Raw genomic sequence first — 20,865 nt, forward strand, 5'->3', positions numbered from 1 at the left:
CCTTCGGCGCCACGGAAGCACTACGCTAACGGACGCCCGGGGGAGGCAGCATTCCCCCTCGCGCCCCGCCCGGCGCCAGCCACAGTTCCCTGCGCGGTCACGCAGCGCATCGACAGGAGAGTTCCTCGTGCCGAAGTCACGTATCCGCAAGAAGGCCGACTTCACGCCCCCTCCGGCGAAGCAGGCAACCAACATTAAGCTGACCAGCCGCAGCTGGGTGGCGCCGGTGATGCTGGCGCTCTTCCTGATCGGTCTGGCCTGGATCGTCGTTTTCTATGTGACCGACGGCGATCTGCCGATCAAGTCGCTGGGGAACTGGAACATCGTCGTCGGCTTCGGCTTCATCGCCGGCGGCTTCGGTGTCTCCACGCAGTGGAAGTAGGGCCGCAGGGCGCCTGATCCCACAGCGGGGTCCGGTTCCGCAACCCTTGCCCCGAGTTACCCACAGAGTTATCCACAGGCAGGGGAAAAGGCCAGACGATCTGTGGATAACTCCCTGACTGTTGACGCCGATGTGACTGCAGCCTCCCTCATCGAGGGATGGCACGCCCCTTGTCCCTGCTGGAAAAACCCAGCTCAGCGACAAGGGGCACAGTTGTTCCCACGGAATGCACAAGATCCGGCACGCGCTGTGGACAACTGACCGGGGGAACGCCCAGGGAGCGCCAGGGAACTGCGTCCGCTCAGGTCAGCGCGGCTGTTCTGGCGACGACGATGGCGACCACAGCCGCCAGGACCAGGGCGCAGGTGCCGTACTGCACCAGTGCGCGCCGCTCGCGGGGTGCGTGCACCATGCCGATCGCGATCAGCGTGCCCGCGATCAGACCGCCGACATGTGCCTGCCAGGCGATTCCGCCCCAGGGGTTGAAGGTGATGACCAGGTTCACCGCGAGAAGTACGAAGACCGGGCGCATGTCGTAATTCAGGCGGCGCATGAGCACGGCGGTGGCGCCCAGCAGGCCGAAGATGGCGCCGGAGGCGCCGAGCGAGGGCTGATTCGGTGCGGCGAGCCAGTAGGTGAGAGCGCTGCCCGCCAGGCCGGACAGCATGTAGAGCGTGAGGTAGCGGGCGCGGCCGAGCGCCGCCTCCAGCGGCCCGCCGAGCCACCAGAGACCCAGCATGTTGAAAACGATGTGCCACACCTCCTGGTGCAGGAACATCGACGTCACCAGCCGGTACCACTGGCCCTCCGCAACACCCTCCGGCGGGCCGCCGTAGTAGAGGTTGGCCCGGCCGAAGAGCGTCAGGTCCTCGAGCAGCGACCCCTTCACGTGCACCACGATGAACACGGCGACATTGAGAGCGAGCAGGATCTTGGTGATGAGCCGGGGGTCCGCCGTGACGGGGGCGCCGGCGACCGTGCGCGGCCGGGCGGCGCCCGGGCCGTGTCCCGTACCGGCTCCCTGCCGGGCGCAGTCCGGGCACTGGAAGCCGACCGAGGCGTTGACCATGCACTCGGGGCAGATCGGGCGGTCGCAGCGGGTGCAGCGGATGTGCGTACCGCGACCGGGGTGGCGGTAGCAGTTCAGCGAGCCGTCCGTGGCGGCGGCCCGGTCCTGGTCTCCCGGCGGCTGCTGGTCCATCGGTCCCATGATCTCCCGGTCCCCTCGGTCCTCGTCGTGGCGGCAGCACGCACGACGCCGCCCTGCTCATCCGCTATGTAACAAGTACGGACGACCAGGGCTGTTGGTTCCCGAAAGGAGAATCAGAACGTGATCACGTGATGACCAATAGTGATCATCGGTTCTCGATGGCGACCGACTCGATCACGACGTCCTGCAGCGGACGGTCGGTGCGGGAGTTGGTCTTGGTGGCCGCGATGGCGTCCACGACCTTCTGGCTGGCGGGATCGACGACCTCGCCGAAGATGGTGTGCTTGCCGGTCAGCCAGGCGGTCGGCGAGACGGTGACGAAGAACTGCGAGCCGTTGGTGCCCGGGCCGGCGTTGGCCATGGCCAGCAGGTACGGCTTGTTGAAGCCGAGGTCGGGGTGGAACTCGTCACCGAACTCGTACCCCGGGCCACCGGTGCCGTTACCCAGCGGGTCGCCGCCCTGGATCATGAAGCCGCTGATGACGCGGTGGAAGACGGTGCCGTCGTACAGCCGGTCCGTGGACTTCTTACCGGTCTCGGGATGCGTCCACTCACGCTCGCCCCGGGCGAGCTCGACGAAGTTCTTGACCGTCTTGGGCGCGTGGTTCGGCAGAAGCCGGATCTCGATGTCGCCCTGATTGGTCTTCAAGGTGGCGTAAAGCTGCTCGGCCACGATCTGCCTTCCGTAAGTCTTCGGTGAGTCTTCGGTGACGTCGGGTCCGCGAGGGATGACGTCAGGTCCGCGGTGACGTTCCACCGATCCTTGCACGGACCTTCCGCTCCGGCGCCCGGCCGCCACCCCGAACGCCCTCCGCTCACCTTCTTGCCCGATAGGGCGCCCGTTCTGCCCGTAGAACCGTCCTGCCCAATCGGGTGCCCGTCGCGCCGAGGCCGTGCCCGCCACCCTCTTCGCCTGCGGCTTCCCCGATGCCCCGTGCGTGCCGCTCCCCGCAGGAACAAATGCGGCCAAGTGCGTGACCAACCGGCGCGGGCTGGACCGAACCGTGGCATTGTCGTCGGCAAGCTCCCCTTGCACCGTATTGCCCGAAAACATCAGCCATGACCCCGGATGACCCGGATGCCTGCCCCGCATGCCGTGCAGGCCCTCGGCGGGCATGATCTCGAAATGGGTGGAAAGGCGGAGTACTACCCGCCACCAAGGAGGAGGATCCCGTGACCCGCATCGACAGCGTGCGCGCCGCAACCGACTCGGCCAAGGACAGCGTGCAGCACGCCGCGGAAGTGGTGGCGCCCTACGCCGACTCGGCCAAGGACCAGGCCGCACATCTCGCGTACGAGGCCCGCACACGGCTCGCGCCGAAGGTGTCGAGGGCAGCCCAGCAGGCCCGAGTGCAATACGGCGCGCATCTCGCGCCACGTATCGAACTGGCCCGTGCCCATGTGCCCCCCAAGGTCGACGAGGTGGCCCAGCGCGCCGCGCTCCGCACCCGACAGGTCGCGCGCAGCGCCGCGGACTACACCGTTCCGCGCGTCGAGCACGCGATGGCCGTCGCCCAGCCCGTGGCGGAGGAGGCCTCGGTCCGCAGCGCCGCCGCGCTGGCGGCACTGCGCGGGCAGGTCACCGCGAAGGAGATCAGGCGGCTCGCCAGGAAGCACGAGCGGCGGGCGAAGGCCGGCCGGTGCTTCAAGGGTTTCGCCGTGGCCGGCATCGTGGCGGCTGCCGCCTACGCCGCCTGGCGGTGGTGGGACAAGCAGGCCAACCCGGACTGGCTGGTCGAGCCGCCCGCTCCCACGGAGGTCTCCGACCGCGCCCCGCTGACCTCGGTCGACGGCAGCGGTCCGTCTTCGCTCGACCCGGAGGCCGAGGCCAGGCAGGCCGACGCGGAGAACAAGAAGAGCAAGGGGACAGACGGTCCGGAGGGTGTCGAAGGCACCGATCGCGACGACCGCCGCTGAGCAGTCCCCGGGCGGCGGAGCGGGCGTCGGAAGGCCTTGAGGTCTTCAGACGCCCGCTTCGCCGTCCGCGGAGTCCGCGGGACGCGGAAGCGACAGCGGAAGCGGAGACGGGACGGGGACGGGGACGGGGACGAGGACGGGGACGGGGACGGCAACGAGGGCGGTAGCGGCACCGGACAGCTCGCGAGGCCGGGTCGCGCGGCGTCATCGGGATGTTTTCGGGGCGCCCCCCACGCGGCGGGTCAGTTCGCGGGCGGTCTGCGCGACGTGCCCCGCGATCTCCAGGCGTTCGGCGGCACTCCCCGGCCGGCTCGGGAACGTGACGCACACGCCGGCGATCGGATGGGCGTGGTGATCGAACACGGGGGCGGCGATGGAGGACAGGCCGACGGTGATTTCGCCCTCCTCGGTGGCGTACTGCCTACGACGCACCTCGGCCAGCAGGGCACGCAGCGCGGTCAACGAGGTGGGCCCCGCGTCGTTGCGCTGGACGAAGGACGACCGGTCCGGGAAGAGCGCCCGCACCTGCGCGGCCGGCAGATGGGCCAGCACCGCCCGGCCGCTGGCGGTCAGCTGGGCCGGCAGCCGCACACCCACCTCACTGACCAGGGGGGTGCGGCCGGGGGCCCGTTCCTCGATGACGTAGATGACCTCGCGGCCGTGCAGCACCGCGAGGTTGGCGTTGTGCCCGGTGCGGTCCACGAGCTTGGCCAGCGGCACCCGGGCCAGCCGCTGGAAGGGCTCCTGGCGCGCGTACCCGGAGGCGAGCTCGAAGGCGCTGACGCCGAGACCGTAGCGCCGCTCCTCGGGCAGGTGGGAGACGAAGCCGTCGGCGGCCAGGGTGTCCAGCAGGTGGTAGGTCGTCGAGCGGGGCAGCCCGACGTCGCGGCTGATGGCCGCCGCGGGCACCGGGGCGGCCTGGGTCGCCAGATAGCGCAGCACGGCCAGGACCTGCGCGGCAGCCGGGACGATGCTCATGCTCCGACGATAGACCCGGCGTCGCGTGGACCCTGTGTCTGGGATCCCAGACACAACCTTGGGGCAGCCCGTCGCGGTGCGGCCCCCGCAACCGGCTTCATGGAGACATGACTGTTGATGTTGGTGTCGGCCCGCTCTCTGCCGACGATGTCGTGTCCGTTGCCCGCCTGGGAACTCCGGTGGCCCTGTCGCCGGAGGCATTGAAGGAGATCGCCCGCAGCCGCGAGGTGATCCGGGGCCTGGCCGACGAGGTGGTGCCGCACTACGGCGTCTCCACCGGTTTCGGGGCGCTGGCCACCCGCCACATCCCCGGCGAGCTGCGCGCGCAGCTCCAGCGCAGCCTGGTGCGCTCGCATGCCGCGGGTTCCGGCCCCGAGGTCGAGCGCGAGGTCGTCCGCGCGCTCATGCTGCTGCGTCTGTCGACACTGGCGACCGGCCGTACCGGTGTGCGCACGGAGACCGCCGAGGCCTATGCCGCGCTGCTCAACGCCGGCATCACCCCCGTTGTCCACGAGTACGGCTCGCTCGGCTGCTCCGGCGACCTGGCCCCGCTCGCCCACTGTGCGCTCGCCGTCATGGGCGAGGGCACGGTCCGCGACGCCGACGGCATGCTCAAGCCGGCCGCCGAGGCGCTCGCCGCCGCCGGGATCACCCCGGTCGTGCTGGAGGAGAAGGAGGGCCTCGCGCTGATCAACGGCACCGACGGCATGCTCGGCATGCTGGTGCTGGCCGCCCACGACCTGCGCCGGCTGCTGCGCACCGCCGACATCGCCGCCGCCATGAGCGTCGAGGGCCAGCTCGGTACGGACGCCGTGTTCGCGGCCGACCTCCAGGCGCTCCGCCCGCACCCGGGCCAGGCCGACAGCGCCGCGAACCTGCGGGCCCTGCTCGCCGACTCGGGCATCGTCGCCAGCCACCGCACGCCGGAGTGCACGCGGGTACAGGACGCGTACTCGCTGCGCTGCTCGCCGCAGGTGCACGGCGCGGTCCGCGACACCCTCGCGCACGCCGAGCTGGTGGCCGCCCGCGAGCTGGCGAGCGCCGTCGACAACCCGGTGGTCACGCTGGACGGCCGGGTGGAGAGCAACGGCAACTTCCACGGTGCGCCGGTCGCCTGTGTGCTGGACTTCCTCGCCATTTCCGTCGCCGACCTGGCCTCGGTCTCCGAGCGTCGTACGGACCGGTTCCTGGACCCGGCCCGCAACCACGGGCTGAACGCCTTCCTGGCGGACGACCCGGGCGTCGACTCCGGCCACATGATCGCCCAGTACACGCAGGCCGCGATCGTCTCCGAACTGAAGCGGCTGGCCACCCCCGCCTCCGTCGACTCCATCCCTTCCAGTGCCATGCAGGAGGACCACGTCTCCATGGGCTGGTCCGCGGCCCGCAAGCTGCGCCGCGCGCTGGACGGCCTCGGGCGCGTCCTCGCGGTGGAGGTCTGCACCGCGGCCCGCGCGCTGGACATGCGCGCCCCGCTGACACCGTCACCCGCCACCGCGGCGGTACGCGACGGCCTGCGCGAAACGGTCGAGGGCCCCGGACCCGACCGCTGGCTCGCTCCCGAGATCGAGGCCACCGTGCAGTACGTCGCCTCCGGCAGTGCGATCGCCGCCGCCGAGTCCGTCACCGGCCCCCTGGCCTGAACCACCTGTGCGCGCTGCCCGGCGAGTAACTCTCCGGGCAGCGCGCACAGGCATCACGGGGGCGTGCACAAGCCCCCGCCGCGGGGGCGGCGCGCCGGTTCGCGAGGTCGCCCACCTCGACGTCGCCTGCGTCCGGCGCGCGCAGCGGTCCCGGCAGCGCCATCGACGCGCGGGCGCGGCGCAGCACGCCCGGACCGGCCGCCGCGCCCCGGCGTCCCTTGTTGCGGCTTACGCCTTCGTCGCTGCGGAAGCCGACGAACGCCGCGTCCCCCCGGTTCGGCCCGGTCGGGGTCGAGGTGGACGGCGCGGTGCCGGCGCAGGTTGTCGGCGCCGGCCCCGTCGTCCCGGCCGGCCATGGCTCGGGGCTGCGGCCCCGGCGGCGGGGGCAGTCCGGCCCAACCGTGCGGAAGGCGGTGCTTCGTCACCCGTCCATCACGTCGTGCCCGGAGCGGCGCCACCATCGGGGAGGTCCGCGCGGGTCCGGGCGCGACCCGCCGGCCGCGCCCGGACCCGCCGTCGGCATCGGTGTGGTCAGCGGGCGGGTGCGGGCAGGGTGAGGCGTCCGTCGTGGACTTCGGCGATCTGGTCGACGGCGGTGAGGTGGGCGCGGTCGTGGGTGACGAGGACGGTGGCGGTGGCCTTTTGGTGGGTGAGCCGGGTGATCAGGTCGATGACGGCGGCACCGCGTTCGTGGTCCAGGGCGCTGGTGGGTTCGTCGACCAGGAGGACGGTGGGGTCGTTCATCAGGGCGCGGGCGATGTTGATGCGCTGGCGCTGGCCGCCGGAGAGCTGGTGGGGACGCCGGCCCGCCTGGTCGGCCAGGCCGACGGCGTCCAGCAGTTCCATCGCGCGCGGGCGGGCCCTGGACGGGGAACGGCCGTCGATCCCGGCCATGACCTGGAGCTGTTCGGCCGCGGTGAGGGAGGGCAGCAGGTTGGGCTGCTGGAAGACGATGCCGATCTTGTGACGGCGCAGGGCCGTCAGTTCGCCGCGGGTCATGCCGGTGGTGCTCACACCGTCGATGGTGACGGTGCCGGCCTCGGGGGTGATGAGGGTGGCGGCGACGGCGAGGAGGCTGGACTTCCCGGAGCCGGAGGGACCGACGACGGCGGTGAGGCTGCCCTTGGGGACGTCGAGGCCGACCCGGTCCAGGGCGGTGAGGCGGCTCTCGCCGTCGGGGTAGGTCAGGGTGATGTCGGTCAGGTTCAGGCTCATCGTGCGCTCCCCAGGGCGGTCAGCGGGTCGACGGAAGTGATGCGGCGGATGGACAGGGCGGCCCCGAGCGCGCCGAGCAGGACCATCACGGCGGCCGGGGCGAGGACGGTTGCCGGGGCGAGGAGGAAGGGCACGGCCGAGCCGGACACGACGGCGCCGACGGCGGCGGCGAGTCCGGTGCCGAGCAGGGTGCCGCCCACCAGGAGGACGACGGCCTGGCCCAGGGCGTCCTTCAACAGGTCGGCGGTGGAGGCCCCCAGGGCCTTCAGGACAGCGACATCACCGCTGCGCTGGATGGTCCACACCGTGAAGAAGGCGCCGATGACCAGCGCGGAGATGGCGAACAGGAAACCGCGCATCAGTTGCAGGGAGCCGTTCTCGGAGGTGTAGGAGCCGATCGCGGACAACGAGTCGTCCTTGGACACCGTCTTCGTGCCCACGGCCTCGTCGGTCGCGTCCACCTCGGCGCCCGACGTGGTCGTGAGGGCGATGACGGTCGCGACGGGGCCGTCGGAGCCGTTGGTGGGCGGGGCGATCCTCTGCCAGGTGGTGAGGCTGGTCCAGACGACGGGGGTGTGACTGAAGGACGCGTCCCCGCTCGTGGCGGCGACGGTCAGCCGCCGGCCGGCGACGGTGACCGTGTCGCCCGGCTCCACACCGAGACCGTCGGCGGCTGCGGTGGACAGCACCACCGAACGGTCGTCGATCTTCCCGCTGTCGGGGGCCAGGCCGGAGCCGGGCCGGACGCCGAAGACGGACACGCCCTCGTTCCGGTCACCCGCGGTGGCCCTGGTGGTGGAGATGCCCAGCGGCTCCGCGCTGCTCACCCCGGGCGCCTCGGCCCACCGCTGCCACTGCTCACGGGTGACCGTGGAATTGGAGTACGACACGTCCTGCCCGCTGCTCGGAGCGGCGAAAGCGATCCGGTCCGCGGACAGGCCCGTGATCGCGGAGATGTTCTGCCGGCCGAGCCCGGCGGTCAGCCCGGACAGCAGCCCGACCAGCAGCGTGATCAGCACGATGACGGTTCCCATCAAGGCGAAGCGCCCCTTGGCGAACCGGAGGTCTCTCCAGGCGACGAACATTTCAGGCCTGTCCTTTCACGCGGCGGAATCGGTACGTCTTCCCCTGTGGATTCGGTACGTCTCCACGTGTGGGATCGGTACATCTCCACGTGTGGGATCGGTACGTCCCCACTCTCGCCGCCGCCCCCGTGCCGCGGCATCGCGCCCAGGATCGGACTTTTGGAATCAAAGGACGGCGCCTGCCCTCCACCTTTTGATTGATGCCCGGTATGAGCCGTTTCCGTAGACTGGGTATCTCATGAGCACCCTCACTCCCACCACCAGGGCCCTGGCCTGGTGCCTGCACCTGCTGGTCATCGGCCTGCTCGCCCTGACCGTGGTCCGGGCCCTGGGCACGGGGGAATCCCGAACGGGCCTCATCGTCGCCGTCTGTACGGCGCTGGGGGTGGCGTACGCCGTGGGCCCGCTGCTGCCCCGTATCAGCGGCTCCCGCCGGGCCGCCGCCCTGTGGCTGGGCGCGGTGGGCGCCGTCTGGCTGGTTCTGCTGGTCCTGACCGCCGACGCGGTGTGGCTGGCGTTCCCGCTGTATTTCCTCCAGCTCCATCTGCTGCCCCGCCGCGGCGGCCTGATTTCGGTCGTCGCCACCGCCGTCGCGGCGATCGTGGCCTTCTCCGCCCACCAGGACACCTTCGCCGCGGCCACCGCGATCGGCCCGGCCCTGGGCGCGGCCGTCGCCGTGGCCGTGGTGTGGGGCTACCAGGCGCTGTACCGGGAGAGCGAACAGCGCCGACGGCTGATCGAGGAACTCACCACCACCCGCGCCGACCTCGCCGCCGCCCAGCACACCGCCGGCGTCCTGGCCGAACGCGAACGCCTCGCCCGCGAGATCCACGACACCCTCGCCCAGGGCCTGTCCAGCATCCAGTTGCTCCTGCGCGCCGCCGAACGCGCCCTGCCCACCCGGCCCGAGGCCGCCGAACGCTACATCGGCCAGGCCCGCCAGACGTCCGTGGACAACCTCGCCGAAGCCCGCCGGTTCGTCGCGGCGCTGACCCCGCCCGCCCTGGAAGGCACCACCCTGGCCGGAGCCCTGGAACGGCTGTGCGCCACGACCAGCACCCAGCACCCCCTCACCGCCCGCTTCCGCCTCACCGGCGAGCCCGTACCCCTGTCCACCGCCCACGAAGTCGCCCTGCTGCGCATCGCGCAGTCCGCGCTGTCCAACACCGTCCGTCACGCACACGCCACCACGGCCGAGGTGACCCTCAGCTACCTCGACGACGAGGTGGCCCTCGATGTCGTCGACGACGGCACCGGCTTCGACCCCACCCGCCTGCCGGCTCCTGATCCGGCCACCGGCGGTTTCGGACTGGCCGCCATGCGCGCCCGCACGCACGCTCTCGGCGGCACCCTCAGCATCGAATCCGCCCCCGGCCGAGGCAGCGCCCTCGCAGCGCAACTCCCCGCCCACCCGGCACCCCGACCCGACGACGAGGCCCAGCCATGACCGACACCCCCATCCGTCTGCTGCTCGCCGACGACCACCCCGTCGTACGGGCCGGACTGCGCGCCGTACTGGAGACCGAACCGGACTTCACGATCGTGGCCGAGGCCGCCACGGCCGAAGACGCGGTCACCCTGGCCGGCGAACTCGACATCGACGTCGTTCTGATGGACCTGCAGTTCGGCCGGGGCATGAACGGCTCCCAGGCCACCGCCGCCATCACCGCCCGCCCCGGCGCACCCCGGGTCCTGGTCGTCACCACCTACGACACCGACGCCGACACACTGCCCGCCATCGAAGCGGGTGCCACCGGTTACCTCCTGAAGGACGCCCCGCCCGAGGAACTGGCCGCCGCCGTACGGACCGCCGCCGCCGGGCGCACCACCCTCGCCCCCACCGTCGCCGACCGGCTCATGAACCGCCTGCGCACCCCCCATACCGCCCTGACCCGCCGCGAGACGGAAATCCTCGGTCTGGTCGCCGACGGCCTGTCCAACCAGCGCATCAGCGACCGGCTCAGCCTCACCCAGGCCACCGTCAAGTCCCACCTGGCCCACATCTACGCCAAGCTCGGCGTCGACTCCCGCACCGCCGCCGTCGCCACCGCCACCGACCTCGGCCTCATCCGCCGCTGACGGCCGGCGCATGACGGCCGGCGCATGACGGCCGTCAGCGGCGGATGAGGCCCCCTGTTCAGCTGTGCAGAGCGAGGTAGGGCGCGAGGGCGAACAGGGTGATGACCAGGGCGTAGTTCAGATCGCGCGTGGGCAGTGCGCGGGCGATCCTCCCTCCCCGCAGCACGCCGGCCGGCTCCGGGACGCCGACCGGAACGGCCAGGGGCCGGTCGATCGCACCCTGGGCGGGACGGCCCGCGGTACCCACGCCGACGCCGGGCGCTCCGCCACCGATGGCCCCCTCACCCGACACGTCATGAACACAAAAAGTGCCCCGAGCCACGCAAAAAGGTCCCCTGGCCGCGTTTCCGCAGTCCAGGGGACCCTTCTATCGATGTGGAGCCTAGGAGATTCGAACTCCTGACATCTGCCTTGCAAAGGCAGCGCTCTACCAACTGAGCTAAGGCCCCGAAAACGGACAGCACCGGACGCTTCAACGTCTCGGCGACCGCCGCAGACCAGAGTACCGGGTACCCCCCGGAATCTTGCAAAAAGACAGGGACTCCCGGTCCGCGACCACGCTCCGTAAGATGCTCGACGAGGTTCGCAGCAGCGAAGCCGCAGCGAAGGGGAGACGCGCCATGGATGCAGCTCAGCAAGAGGCAACAGCAAGAGCCCGGGAACTTCAGCGCAGTTGGTACGGAGAGCCTCTCGGGGCGCTCTTCCGCCGGCTGATCGATGATCTCGGCCTGAACCAGGCCCGGCTCGCCGCGATCCTCGGGCTGTCCGCCCCCATGCTCTCCCAGCTGATGAGCGGCCAGCGGGCGAAGATCGGCAATCCCGCGGTCGTCCAGCGCGTCCAGGCGCTCCAGGAACTGGCCGGTCAGGTGGCCGACGGCAGCATCAGCGCGGGAGAGGCCACCGACCGCATGGAAGAGGTCAAGAAGTCCCAGGGCGGCTCCGTCCTCACCGCCACCAGCCAGACCTCCCACTCCGGCGGCGCCCCGACCGTCCGGCGCGTGGTGCGGGAGATCCAGTCGCTGCTGCGGTCCGTCGCGGCCGCCGGTGACATCATCGATGCCGCCGACTCCCTCGCCCCGACCCACCCGGAGCTGGCAGAGTTCCTCAAGGTGTACGGCGCGGGGCGCACCGCGGACGCGGTGGCGCACTACGAGGGACACCAGAGCTAGGGCCTGCCCGACGGGCCCTGGGGCACTACCCCCGAGAACCGGGCACGAGCCGGAACAGGAACTGGGAGCGGGCGCAGCGCAATGGGTGAGGTCTTCGCCGGTCGGTACGAACTGATCGATCCGATCGGACGTGGTGGGGTCGGCGCCGTCTGGCGCGCCTGGGACCACCGGCGCCGCCGTTATGTGGCGGCCAAGGTCCTCCAGCAGAGCGACGCGCACACGCTGCTGCGCTTCGTCCGCGAGCAGGCGCTGCGGATCGAGCATCCGCATGTCCTCGCCCCGGCCAGCTGGGCCGCGGACGACGACAAGGTCCTGTTCACCATGGATCTGGTGAGCGGCGGGTCGCTGGCCCATGTCATCGGCGACTACGGGCCGTTGCCCCCTCGTTTCGTCTGCACGCTGCTCGACCAGCTGCTGTCCGGGCTGTCGACGGTGCACGCGGAGGGCGTCGTGCACCGGGACATCAAACCCGCCAACATCCTGATGGAGGCCACCGGCACCGGGCGGCCGCATCTGCGGCTGTCCGACTTCGGCATCTCCATGCGCAAGGGCGAGCCGCGCCTCACCGAGACCAACTACGTGGTGGGAACGCCGGGTTACTTCGCGCCCGAGCAGATGATGGGCGCGGAGCCCGACTTCCCCGCGGACCTGTTCGCGGTGGGGCTGGTGGCGCTGTATCTGCTGCAGGGGAAGAAGCCGGACGCGCAGGCAATCGTCGAGCACTTCGCCGCGTACGGAACTCCCAGCGCCCCGGAGGGAATTCCCGAGCCGCTGTGGCAGGTCCTCGCGGGGCTGCTGCAGCCGGACCCCCAGGCCAGGTTCCGTACGGCCACGGGCGCGCGCAAGGCGCTGACGGCCGCGGTCGACATGCTGCCCGAGCTCGGCGCCGACGACGATCCGGTGGAGGTCTTCGACCAACTCGGGCCGCTGCCCACCGGCTTCGGACCCGACGGACCGGTCACGCCCCCCAGAACAGCCGTGCAGGACGCGCACACCGTACAACCCGCACAGCCCGGCGCCGCGGCTCAGCACCCCGTACAGCAGCCCTACACAGCGCCTCCGGTCCCGATGTCGGAGACGGGCAGCTTCCATCTTCCGCCGCCTCCGCAGCAGCCCACGCCGATGCCCCAGCAGGCACAGGCAGCCACGCCTCCCACTCCGCTCCCGGCGCACGCGGCTGCCCCGTTCGCCGCGCACGCACCCGATCCCTCGCAGGCCCCCACCACCCCGGTGCACCACGAGCCGGCACTCACCCGGGCGTACACCGCCGGGCAGCCGCAGGTGCCCGCTCCGGGATCAGAGTTTGCCGCGCACATGCCGCAGAAGCGGCCGGGACCGCCCCCGAAGGTGGCGGTCCCGGTCCTGCTGGTGGCGCTGATCTGTTTCGCCGTGGGTGTCTGGGCGCTGACCCAGAGCTGAGTGCGTCGTCGGCCGGAGCCCCGCCGCCGTACGCGGCAGCGGTTCCGGCCCGGCTACCAGGCCTGCGGCGGGCCTCCGTAAGGCGGTTGTCCGCCCCCGCCCGGACCGCCCGCGGCCGGACCGTTCGAACCGGGCGGAACCGCCGGTCCCGCCGGAGCCTGCGCAGCCGCGAAAGCCTCCGGACCCGCCATGGCCGCCGGATCCATCGGGGCTGGCACCGCGCGGCGCCGTGCCAGCAGCGTCCACACGCCGAGCCCGAGCACCAACACGGCACCCGCGCTGATCCCGGCCGTGCCGACCGCCCTCATGGTGTTGCTCCTGGCGGCCTCGGGATCGCTCCGGCCGCTCTTGGCCATGTCCCTGTCGTTCTGCGTGACCGAGAAGGTCCCCGCGCCCCCCGCGTACGGCGACGTCTCCGCCTTCCCCTCCACCTTGATCTTGAGAACCAGCGGAATCGCCCGGTCACCGTACGACTTCGCGACCTTCGGACTGAGCGTCACCGACAGGTAGTACCAGCCGGCGAACCGCATGGCGCTGACGCTGCTGGTGGACGTGTAGCGGTTCTCGTACGCCACCGGGGGCAGCGGATCCAGCGATACGGACGTGGGCTTGCCGGAGTACGACAGCGGGCTCACGTCGTCGACGTGGCCGTGGGCCGGATTGTCCAGGGACATCGCGAGCGCGTTGCCGATGTACTCGTCCGAGGCGTTGTTGTTGCTCAGGTCGGCCGTGACGAAGATCTGCTGGCCCCAGTCCACCGGCACCCGGTAGAAGCGGGTCTGCCCCGGCGCGATGTCGTCACGCCACTCGCCGGTGTCCAGGCTGGTCGCGTTGTAGTAGCTGGTACCGCCGGAGCGCTTCTGCGGGGCGGCGGTGGGCGGCTCGGGGGAGGCCGACGGCCAGTTCTCCGGTGCCTCGGTCGGCATCGAACCGGCCGATTTCAGCTGCGGTTCCGACTCGTGGCGCAGCTCCAGGTCCCACTCGCCGGGTGACGAGGTCGCCTTGCTCTCCCGCTCGATCAGGACGTTGTACGTGCCCGCTTCCTGACAGGTACTGCTGTCCTTCTCCACGTTCCGGTAGGCGTACGCCGCGATCGGACGCGGGAATTCCGCCGACTCGAACCGGGCGTCCTGCGAACTGCACTGCCGGTCCGTGCTGTCCCTGATACTGACCTTGATGCCGTCCCCGTAGGCGACCTGGCCGCCGTCACTGGGCACGGCCACCGCCGAGACGTACGCGTCCGTCTTCGCATCGAGGTTCAGGCGGTAGTAGAGCTTCTCACCGCGCTTGATCGAGCTCTTGTAGACCGATCCGGGCGTGAGCGCCGACGCCTCGGTACTGACCTCCGCGCCACTGACCGTCTTCGCCCCGGGAGCGAAGGTGTACGCGGTGTCCTCCCCGGCCGCGTACGCCTGCCCCGGCAGCGCCGCCGCCGCGCACATCGCCGCGACGGCGGCCAGCGCCACCCGGCCCCTGTTGCGCTGCCTCATCACGCGCTTCCCCTCGTCGTCTGTGCGGCGCGCCCGCGACGCCCGCGCACGAACACGAACCCCGCGATCACCACCACGGCGCCCGCCCCGGCAGCGGCCGCAATGCCGGTCCATCCTGCCCCGCCCGTACCGCTGCTGTCTCCGACGGCGCTCGAATTGCCTTGCTTGTCCGCCTTCTTGGCCGCGGCAGCGGCATGGTGCTCGGGGCCGGCCGGCTCGTCGCCGAGCACCGACACCCGCAGCACCACTCCGATCCGCGTGTTCTGCGCGATCTCGGCGGGCCCCGCCCCCAGCGTCACCGAGATGGAGAAGTCGCCCCCGGCGTGCACGGGCTGGACGGCGGAGCGGTACTCGTACCGATTGGTCCAGGCGACCGGCACCCCGCCCATCCCGACCGCCGACGGACGGCCGTTGTACAGGGTCCTCGGGGTGACCTCGCGGCCACCGGTGAGCGGGAACCGAGCGGGGGTGAACAGCTGCGTCGCGCCGTACGAGTACGTGGCGACGCCCTCCGCACCGTGGGCTCGTCTCCGAACTCCACGTCGTAGCGCACCTGCTGGCCCCAGCCGGCCGGGACCTTGCACCAGAGGGTCTGCGACGGAAGGATCCGGTCGCGCCAGACACCCGGGCCGAGTTCCTCGGCGTCGTTGAAGCCGTACGCGATGCTGGTGCGCAGCGCGTCGAACGTGTCGACGGCCGCCCCGGGCTGCGGCACCGCCGTCACCGAGAAGTCCGCCGCCGAAACGGCATCCGGACCGACGGCGTAGTACCGCTTCTCACCGGGCCCGATGGTGTCCAGATACTGCCCGGGTACGAGCACGGGCGCCCCCGCACGCGTCACCGCGCCCCTCGACCCGCTCGCCCCGGAACCGGTAGCCGTCCGCGGAGAGCTGGGACGCCCGTTGCAGCTGCCGGGCCGGCGCGGCGGCGTCCGGCGCGTCGTAGTAGTGGCCGTTGCCCGCCACCGCGACGCATTCGAGCTGCTCGCGGTGGCGGGCCCTTCACCTGGAAGCCGACGGTGTCGATCCGCAGCCCGGTCCCCTCCCGGGCCGGCTGCTCGGCGACCTCGCAGGGCCGCGGCGCACCGCAGTTGTCCTCGCCGTCGGAGATCAGCAGGATCGTGCGCGTACCGACGACCCCTCCCGCGGGCCGTGGGAGGTCCTCAAAGGCCCTGCGGAGGGACAGCCCGACAAGGAGTGTCACCCCGGGGCTCCACGGCCGCCACGGCCTGCTTCACGGCCGCCCGGTCGAGCCTGCGGGCCGGCTGTACGGGCCTGGTGTCCGCGCAGCCCCGGGGGCGGTCGGCGCCGTACACCCGCAGCCCGGTCGGATACCCCTCGGGGAGGTTGTCGACGACGAAGCCGACGGCCGTACGGGCACTCTCCATCCGGGTGCGCCCGTACCGTCGTCGTCCGCCATGGAGCCGGACGAGTCGAGCACCATGACCAGGCTGCCGCCCGGACCGGCACCCGCCTCCCGCGAAGTGCCGGGCGTGGCCGCCGCGACCGGCATCGTCCCCGCCACCAGGGCGAGCAGCGCCCCGCCGATCCATGCCCCCCGCAACCGCAGTGCGGCGGCAGTGGTCCTGTGTCCTCACGCGTGCCCCCCGACCGAAAAAACCGACCCTTTTGCTCCAGCAACCCATTGATTTGCTTAGGTGAACTTACAAGCACAGGTGCCACGGTCCCGCAACAGCACGAAGCCCCGGCCGCTCAGCGACCGGGGCCCGCAATCAGGCTGTTCTGTCTCACACACCCGAACCTGCGGGCACGGAGTCAGTCGCCTCCGTCCACAGATCCTGCTCGGCGCGATCCGCCTGGATCTGGCGGTACACGAGGAGCCCGCCGATGGCGGCCAGTGCGACCAGGAGAAGCTTCTTCACCGCGCGACCTCGTCTTTCCTTGACGTAGGGGACTTCTGCCGCCCGACTATACACACCGGCCGATATCGATCGGTGACCTACCTGCGACCCAATTGGCGCCCGGGGAAAAGCGATCACGCGGGGAATCGCTCCGCCGGAGATCACGCCCCCGCCGACCGCCCCGTGCAAGCCCGTCGAGGCCGGTTGCACCAGACGAGTGGTGTTCATCCGAAGATCGGCGGATCCGCGGCGTCGGTCCGCGAATTCCAGGGCCACATCCACATCATCGGAAAGGTAAGCAAACCGGACTACCCGAAAGCGAGGGGCCATGAGCACCTTCAAGGCCAAGCACCTCTGGACCGCCTTCATCACCGCCCTCTTCGCCCTCCTCGCCGCACTGGGGCTCATGAGCACCCCGGCGGCGGCCACGGAGCAGAACACCCCGGAGCCGACCACCACGAACCAGGAGCACACGGCTGCGACCGCGGCAACCGCGACCACTCCGTCGGTCCGCTGGACCCTTCCGCGTGACAGGGCGCTGCCACCCACGACGAAGCAACGCATCCGCGCCGAGGCACACGGCTCCTCACCCGCCGCCCGCCAGCTGTCCGCCGACACGACGGACGCCGCGGAATCCAGGAACACCGCCCACGCCACCCACGGAGCCCCGGCGGGGGACGCGTCCCTCCTCCCCCCGTGAGAGCCGCACAACTGACGTACAGAGCCCCCGGGGTCGGTTCACACCGGACGGGGGCTTCTTCGCGCGCTCCACGCCCCGCCCGGCCCTTCCCGACGCGACGCCTCCACCCGCAACCCGCACTGCCACCCGTACCCGCACCGCCACCCGCACCAGGCGTGTACCGGCACCGATCACACGCAGAAGGCCCGGTGTCTCCGAGGAGATACCGGGCCTTCTGTTGTCACTGTGGGGCTAACAGGATTTGAACCTGTGGCCTCATCCTTATCAGGGATGCGCTCTAACCAACTGAGCTATAGCCCCGCCGCGCTGCGCGCTGACTTCTGAAGATTAGCGCACGTCGGGGCCAGTCCCAAAATCGATACTCCGCGCGCTACTCGTCCTCGGCCAGCGTGAGCTCGACGCCGCCCACGAAGCCCGCCGACAGGTTGTAGATGAAGGAGCCCAGCGTCGCCAGCGCGGTCGCCAGCACCACGTCGATCACCGCGATGACCGAGGTGAAGATGAGGACCCGCGGAAGCGACAGGAACGACTGAAGATCGAAGCCGCCGCTGTCGTTCGAACCGGTGGCCTCGCTGATCGTGCCGCCCACGGTCTCGAAGACGCCCATCGCGTCCATCACCATCCACAGCACCGCCGCCGCCACCACCGTGCAGATACCGAGCGCGATGGAGAGCAGGAAGCTCACCTTCATCACCGACCACGGGTCGGCCTTGGCCACCCGCAGTCGCGCCTTGCGGGTACGCGGAGTCGTCCGCGCCCCCGTCCGCGGCAGCCGGGACGCCTGCGCGGCGCCGGTGCCCTGCGTGCCGTGCGGCCTGCCGCCCTGGGTCCCGCCCGCGGGCGAGGGATACGCCTGCGGCGGGTGGTACGGCCCGCCCACCTGCCCCGCTGCGGGCTCGCGCTCACCGGGCAATGGCCCGGTCGCGTAACCCTCGTACTGGGGCTGAGGCCCCCGGGTGTCCGTCACAGTGCCCCCTTGGGTGCCCGTGGCAGGGCCACGGGCACCGCTCGCTCCAGTTCCGGAAGCGGCCGAACCGGCGCCCGTGGCTCCACTCACGCTCTACTCCTCGTGCTCCCCGGTCGAAGGCGAGGTGCCTTCGACATTGCCCTCGACCGTGCTCTCGGCAGCACCCGCCGCCGCGGCCTCGGTGTCCTCGGACCCCTCGACCTCTTCGGCCTCACGACCGGCTTCGGCGTTGCGTGCGATACCTACGACGGCATCGCGCTTGCCCAGATTGATCAGTTGGACGCCCATGGTGTCACGGCCCGTCTCCCTGACTTCATTGACTCGCGTACGAATCACACCGCCACCGAGCGTGATAGCGAGGATCTCATCCGTCTCCTCGACCACCAGCGCGCCGACCAGCGAGCCCCGGTCCTCCACGATCTTGGCGGCCTTGATGCCCAGGCCACCACGACCCTGAACTCGGTACTCGTCGACGGGAGTCCGCTTCGCGTACCCGCCGTCGGTGGCAGTGAACACGAACGTACCCGGCCGGACAACATTCATCGAGAGCAGCTCGTCGCCTTCGCGGAAACTCATGCCCTTGACGCCCGATGTGGCACGGCCCATGGGGCGCAGCGCATCGTCCGTCGCAGTGAACCTGATCGACTGGGCCTTCTTGCTGATGAGCAGCAGATCGTCCTCGGCCGACACCAGTTCCGCACCGATCAGCTCGTCGTCGGAGCCGTCCGCCGTCTCCCGCAGGTTGATCGCGATGACGCCGCCGGAACGCGGTGAGTCGTAGTCCTTCAGCGCGGTCTTCTTCACGAGACCGCCCTTCGTGGCCAGGATCAGATACGGCGCGGCCTCGTAGTCACGGATCGCCAGGATCTGGGCGATCCGCTCGTCCGGCTGGAAGGCCAGCAGGTTGGCGACGTGCTGACCACGGGCGTCACGGCCGGCGTCCGGGAGCTCGTACGCCTTCGCCCGGTACACCCGGCCCTTGTTCGTGAAGAACAGCAGCCAGTGGTGCGTCGTCGACACGAAGAAGTGGTCGACGATGTCGTCTTCCTTGAGCTTCGTACCACGCACGCCCTTGCCGCCGCGCTTCTGCGAGCGGTAGTCGTCCGTCTTCGTACGCTTCACATAGCCGCCGCGCGAGATCGTGACGACGATGTCCTCCTCGGCGATCAGGTCCTCGATGGACATGTCACCGTCGAAGGGCACCAGCTTGGAACGCCGGTCGTCGCCGAACTTCTCGACGATCGCCGCCAGTTCCTCGCTGACGATCTGCCGCTGCCGCTCCGGCGACACCAGGATCGCGTTGTACTCGTTGATCTTCGCCTGGAGCTCGTCGTGCTCGGCCGTGATCTTCTGGTGCTCCAGCGCGGCCAGCCGGCGCAGCTGCATCTCCAGGATCGCGTTCGCCTGGATCTCGTCGATCTCCAGCAGGCCCATCAGGCCCTCGCGCGCCACCTCGACCGTCTGGCTGCGCCGGATGAGGGCGATGACCTCGTCGATCGCGTCCAGCGCCTTGAGCAGACCACGCAGAATGTGCGCCCGCTCCTCCGCCTTGCGCAGACGGAACTTCGTACGCCGGACGATGACCTCGATCTGGTGCGTCACCCAGTGCCGGATGAACGCGTCGATCGACAGGGTCCGCGGCACACCGTCGACCAGGGCCAGCATGTTGGCGCCGAAATTGGTCTGCAGATCGGTGTGCTTGTACAGGTTGTTCAGAACGACCTTGGCGACCGCGTCCCGCTTCAGCACGACCACCAGACGCTGACCCGTGCGCGACGAGGTCTCGTCACGGACGTCCGCGATCCCGCCGATCTTGCCGTCCTTCACCAGGTCGGCGATCTTCTGCGCCAGGTTGTCCGGGTTGGTCTGGTACGGAAGCTCCGTCACGACCAGGCACTGCCGGTTCTGGATCTCCTCGACCGCGACGACCGCACGCATCGTGATCGAGCCACGGCCGGTGCGGTACGCCTCCTCGATGCCCTTGCGGCCCACGACGAGCGCACCCGTCGGGAAGTCCGGGCCCTTGATCCGTTCGATCAGCGCGTCCAGGAGCTCCTCCTGGGAGGCCTCCGGGTGCTCCAGGTACCACTGCGCACCGTCCGCGACCTCGCGCAGGTTGTGCGGCGGGATGTTGGTCGCCATACCGACCGCGATACCGGCAGAACCATTGACCAGGAGGTTCGGGAAACGCGCCGGCAGGACCGTCGGCTCCTGGTTGCGGCCGTCGTAGTTGTCCTGGAAGTCGACGGTCTCCTCGTCGATGTCCCGAACCATCTCCATGGACAGCGGCATCATCTTGCACTCGGTGTACCGCATGGCGGCGGCCGGGTCGTTGCCCGGAGAACCGAAGTTGCCGTTGGAGTCCACCAGCGGCATCCGCATCGACCACGGCTGCGCCAGTCGCACCAGTGCGTCGTAGATCGACGAGTCACCGTGCGGGTGGTACGTACCCATGACGTCACCGACGACACGGGCACACTTGTAGAAGCCCTTCTCGGGCCGGTAACCGCCGTCGTACATCGCGTACAGCACCCGGCGGTGGACGGGCTTGAGACCGTCCCGCACGTCCGGCAGCGCACGCGAGACGATCACGGACATCGCGTAGTCGAGGTAGGAACGCTGCATCTCCGTCTCGAGCCCCACGGGCTCGACACGCATGCTCACGCCGGCGGCGGCCGGCTCCTCTTCGGGTGTCACAGGGGTGTTCTCGTCGGCCATTGCTGGTCAAAGTCCTTTCGAGCGGCGGCTTG

The 20,865-nt window shown here is 70.6% G+C and carries 18 protein-coding genes, 2 tRNA genes and 1 pseudogene; 8 read left to right on the forward strand and 13 right to left on the reverse strand.

Annotated features, from left to right (window positions below; all coding sequences use genetic code 11):
• Positions 1-127: 127 nt before the first annotated feature.
• Complete coding sequence (gene crgA / locus OG936_RS16960) at positions 128-382, forward strand: cell division protein CrgA (RefSeq protein ID WP_265543105.1); 255 nt, start codon at positions 128-130, stop codon at positions 380-382.
• Positions 383-683: 301 nt separating this feature from the next.
• On the opposite strand, the gene OG936_RS16965 is transcribed toward crgA, so the two are convergent.
• Both OG936_RS16965 and OG936_RS16970 read right to left on the reverse strand, forming a co-directional pair.
• The gene (locus tag OG936_RS16965) at positions 684-1,583 is read right to left on the reverse strand and encodes a rhomboid family intramembrane serine protease (RefSeq protein WP_406495685.1); all 900 of its coding nucleotides are present in this window, start codon (positions 1,581-1,583) and stop codon (positions 684-686) included.
• 154 nt (positions 1,584-1,737) lie between these two features.
• Entirely contained in the window at positions 1,738-2,265 is a 528-nt protein-coding gene (locus OG936_RS16970) for a peptidylprolyl isomerase (protein ID WP_406495687.1), read from the reverse strand.
• 500 nt (positions 2,266-2,765) lie between these two features.
• On the opposite strand from OG936_RS16970, the gene OG936_RS16975 reads away from it, so the two are divergent.
• Positions 2,766-3,509, forward strand: a complete 744-nt coding sequence (locus OG936_RS16975; RefSeq protein WP_406495689.1) for a DUF5324 family protein — start codon at positions 2,766-2,768, stop codon at positions 3,507-3,509.
• Positions 3,510-3,713: 204 nt separating this feature from the next.
• Here OG936_RS16975 and OG936_RS16980 read toward each other — a convergent pair whose 3' ends face one another.
• Positions 3,714-4,487 (reverse strand): IclR family transcriptional regulator, encoded by a 774-nt coding sequence (locus tag OG936_RS16980; protein WP_406495690.1) that lies wholly within the window; start codon positions 4,485-4,487, stop codon positions 3,714-3,716.
• A 107-nt stretch (positions 4,488-4,594) separates the two neighbouring features.
• Between OG936_RS16980 and hutH the strand changes: the two genes are divergently transcribed.
• Complete coding sequence (gene hutH / locus OG936_RS16985; RefSeq protein WP_266747300.1) at positions 4,595-6,130, forward strand: histidine ammonia-lyase; 1,536 nt, start codon at positions 4,595-4,597, stop codon at positions 6,128-6,130.
• A 531-nt stretch (positions 6,131-6,661) separates the two neighbouring features.
• On the opposite strand, the gene OG936_RS16990 is transcribed toward hutH, so the two are convergent.
• Complete coding sequence (locus OG936_RS16990) at positions 6,662-7,345, reverse strand: ABC transporter ATP-binding protein (protein WP_406495691.1); 684 nt, start codon at positions 7,343-7,345, stop codon at positions 6,662-6,664.
• Positions 7,342-8,430 carry an ABC transporter permease gene (locus tag OG936_RS16995; RefSeq protein ID WP_406495692.1) on the reverse strand — a complete coding sequence of 363 codons (1,089 nt, stop codon included), beginning with the start codon at positions 8,428-8,430 and terminating at the stop codon, positions 7,342-7,344. The genes OG936_RS16990 and OG936_RS16995 overlap by 4 nt, the downstream gene beginning before the upstream one ends.
• Positions 8,431-8,668: 238 nt before the next feature.
• Between OG936_RS16995 and OG936_RS17000 the strand changes: the two genes are divergently transcribed.
• Both OG936_RS17000 and OG936_RS17005 read left to right on the forward strand, forming a co-directional pair.
• Entirely contained in the window at positions 8,669-9,877 is a 1,209-nt protein-coding gene (locus OG936_RS17000; RefSeq protein ID WP_406495693.1) for a sensor histidine kinase, read from the forward strand.
• Positions 9,874-10,509, forward strand: a complete 636-nt coding sequence (locus OG936_RS17005) for a response regulator (protein ID WP_406495695.1) — start codon at positions 9,874-9,876, stop codon at positions 10,507-10,509. Before OG936_RS17000 ends, OG936_RS17005 begins: the two co-directional genes overlap by 4 nt.
• Positions 10,510-10,567: 58 nt before the next feature.
• On the opposite strand, the gene OG936_RS17010 is transcribed toward OG936_RS17005, so the two are convergent.
• Together OG936_RS17010 and OG936_RS17015 are read right to left on the reverse strand one after the other, a co-directional pair.
• A complete protein-coding gene (locus tag OG936_RS17010) occupies positions 10,568-10,801 on the reverse strand; it encodes a hypothetical protein (protein WP_406495696.1) in 234 nt (77 codons plus the stop codon).
• An 84-nt stretch (positions 10,802-10,885) separates the two neighbouring features.
• Positions 10,886-10,958: transfer RNA gene (locus OG936_RS17015), tRNA-Ala, on the reverse strand.
• Between the two features lie 171 nt (positions 10,959-11,129).
• On the opposite strand from OG936_RS17015, the gene OG936_RS17020 reads away from it, so the two are divergent.
• Together OG936_RS17020 and OG936_RS17025 are read left to right on the forward strand one after the other, a co-directional pair.
• Positions 11,130-11,678 carry a DNA-binding protein gene (locus OG936_RS17020; protein ID WP_406495698.1) on the forward strand — a complete coding sequence of 183 codons (549 nt, stop codon included), beginning with the start codon at positions 11,130-11,132 and terminating at the stop codon, positions 11,676-11,678.
• 81 nt (positions 11,679-11,759) lie between these two features.
• Positions 11,760-13,097: a serine/threonine-protein kinase gene (locus OG936_RS17025; protein WP_406495699.1), complete on the forward strand. Its 1,338-nt coding sequence runs from the start codon at positions 11,760-11,762 to the stop codon at positions 13,095-13,097.
• A gap of 53 nt (positions 13,098-13,150) precedes the next feature.
• Here the strand turns inward: OG936_RS17025 and OG936_RS17030 are convergent, their stop codons facing one another.
• The 3 genes and pseudogenes from OG936_RS17030 to OG936_RS17040 all read right to left on the reverse strand — a co-directional run bounded on the left by OG936_RS17030 (position 13,151) and on the right by OG936_RS17040 (position 16,469).
• The gene (locus tag OG936_RS17030; protein WP_406495700.1) at positions 13,151-14,587 is read right to left on the reverse strand and encodes a hypothetical protein; all 1,437 of its coding nucleotides are present in this window, start codon (positions 14,585-14,587) and stop codon (positions 13,151-13,153) included.
• A gap of 185 nt (positions 14,588-14,772) precedes the next feature.
• Positions 14,773-16,099, reverse strand: a pseudogene (locus OG936_RS17035) (vWA domain-containing protein); the annotation flags it as partial.
• A 235-nt stretch (positions 16,100-16,334) separates the two neighbouring features.
• Positions 16,335-16,469, reverse strand: coding sequence for a DLW-39 family protein (locus OG936_RS17040; protein ID WP_003958712.1), 135 nt, complete (start codon positions 16,467-16,469; stop codon positions 16,335-16,337).
• Between the two features lie 307 nt (positions 16,470-16,776).
• Here OG936_RS17040 and OG936_RS17045 point away from each other — a divergent pair, with 307 nt between their 5' ends.
• Positions 16,777-17,148, forward strand: a complete 372-nt coding sequence (locus OG936_RS17045; RefSeq protein WP_406495701.1) for a DUF6344 domain-containing protein — start codon at positions 16,777-16,779, stop codon at positions 17,146-17,148.
• A gap of 226 nt (positions 17,149-17,374) precedes the next feature.
• Here the strand turns inward: OG936_RS17045 and OG936_RS17050 are convergent.
• The 3 genes from OG936_RS17050 to gyrA form a co-directional block, all read right to left on the reverse strand.
• Positions 17,375-17,448 (reverse strand) — tRNA-Ile (locus OG936_RS17050).
• Between the two features lie 70 nt (positions 17,449-17,518).
• On the reverse strand, positions 17,519-18,115 hold the full coding sequence (locus tag OG936_RS17055) for a DUF3566 domain-containing protein (protein ID WP_406495702.1): 597 nt from the start codon (positions 18,113-18,115) through the stop codon (positions 17,519-17,521).
• Between the two features lie 93 nt (positions 18,116-18,208).
• The gene (gyrA, locus tag OG936_RS17060; RefSeq protein WP_406495703.1) at positions 18,209-20,833 is read right to left on the reverse strand and encodes a DNA gyrase subunit A; all 2,625 of its coding nucleotides are present in this window, start codon (positions 20,831-20,833) and stop codon (positions 18,209-18,211) included.
• Positions 20,834-20,865 lie beyond the last annotated feature (32 nt).

Origin of the sequence: Streptomyces sp. NBC_00846 (assembly GCF_045207325.1) — a bacterium.
In the GTDB taxonomy this organism is placed as follows: domain Bacteria; phylum Actinomycetota; class Actinomycetes; order Streptomycetales; family Streptomycetaceae; genus Streptomyces.

What these genes read in the sequence shown, in the direction of transcription:
- hutH (WP_266747300.1), top strand. Translation starts at nt 4,595, where the DNA reads ATGACTGTTGATGTTGGTGTCGGCCCGCTCTCTGCCGACGATGTCGTG.
- OG936_RS16990 (WP_406495691.1), bottom strand. Translation starts at nt 7,345, where the DNA reads ATGAGCCTGAACCTGACCGACATCACCCTGACCTACCCCGACGGCGAG.
- OG936_RS17025 (WP_406495699.1), top strand. Translation starts at nt 11,760, where the DNA reads ATGGGTGAGGTCTTCGCCGGTCGGTACGAACTGATCGATCCGATCGGA.
- OG936_RS17005 (WP_406495695.1), top strand. Translation starts at nt 9,874, where the DNA reads ATGACCGACACCCCCATCCGTCTGCTGCTCGCCGACGACCACCCCGTC.
- OG936_RS16965 (WP_406495685.1), bottom strand. Translation starts at nt 1,583, where the DNA reads ATGGACCAGCAGCCGCCGGGAGACCAGGACCGGGCCGCCGCCACGGAC.
- OG936_RS17020 (WP_406495698.1), top strand. Translation starts at nt 11,130, where the DNA reads ATGGATGCAGCTCAGCAAGAGGCAACAGCAAGAGCCCGGGAACTTCAG.
- OG936_RS16980 (WP_406495690.1), bottom strand. Translation starts at nt 4,487, where the DNA reads ATGAGCATCGTCCCGGCTGCCGCGCAGGTCCTGGCCGTGCTGCGCTAT.
- OG936_RS17030 (WP_406495700.1), bottom strand. Translation starts at nt 14,587, where the DNA reads ATGAGGCAGCGCAACAGGGGCCGGGTGGCGCTGGCCGCCGTCGCGGCG.
- OG936_RS17000 (WP_406495693.1), top strand. Translation starts at nt 8,669, where the DNA reads ATGAGCACCCTCACTCCCACCACCAGGGCCCTGGCCTGGTGCCTGCAC.
- gyrA (WP_406495703.1), bottom strand. Translation starts at nt 20,833, where the DNA reads ATGGCCGACGAGAACACCCCTGTGACACCCGAAGAGGAGCCGGCCGCC.
- OG936_RS17045 (WP_406495701.1), top strand. Translation starts at nt 16,777, where the DNA reads ATGAGCACCTTCAAGGCCAAGCACCTCTGGACCGCCTTCATCACCGCC.
- OG936_RS16995 (WP_406495692.1), bottom strand. Translation starts at nt 8,430, where the DNA reads ATGTTCGTCGCCTGGAGAGACCTCCGGTTCGCCAAGGGGCGCTTCGCC.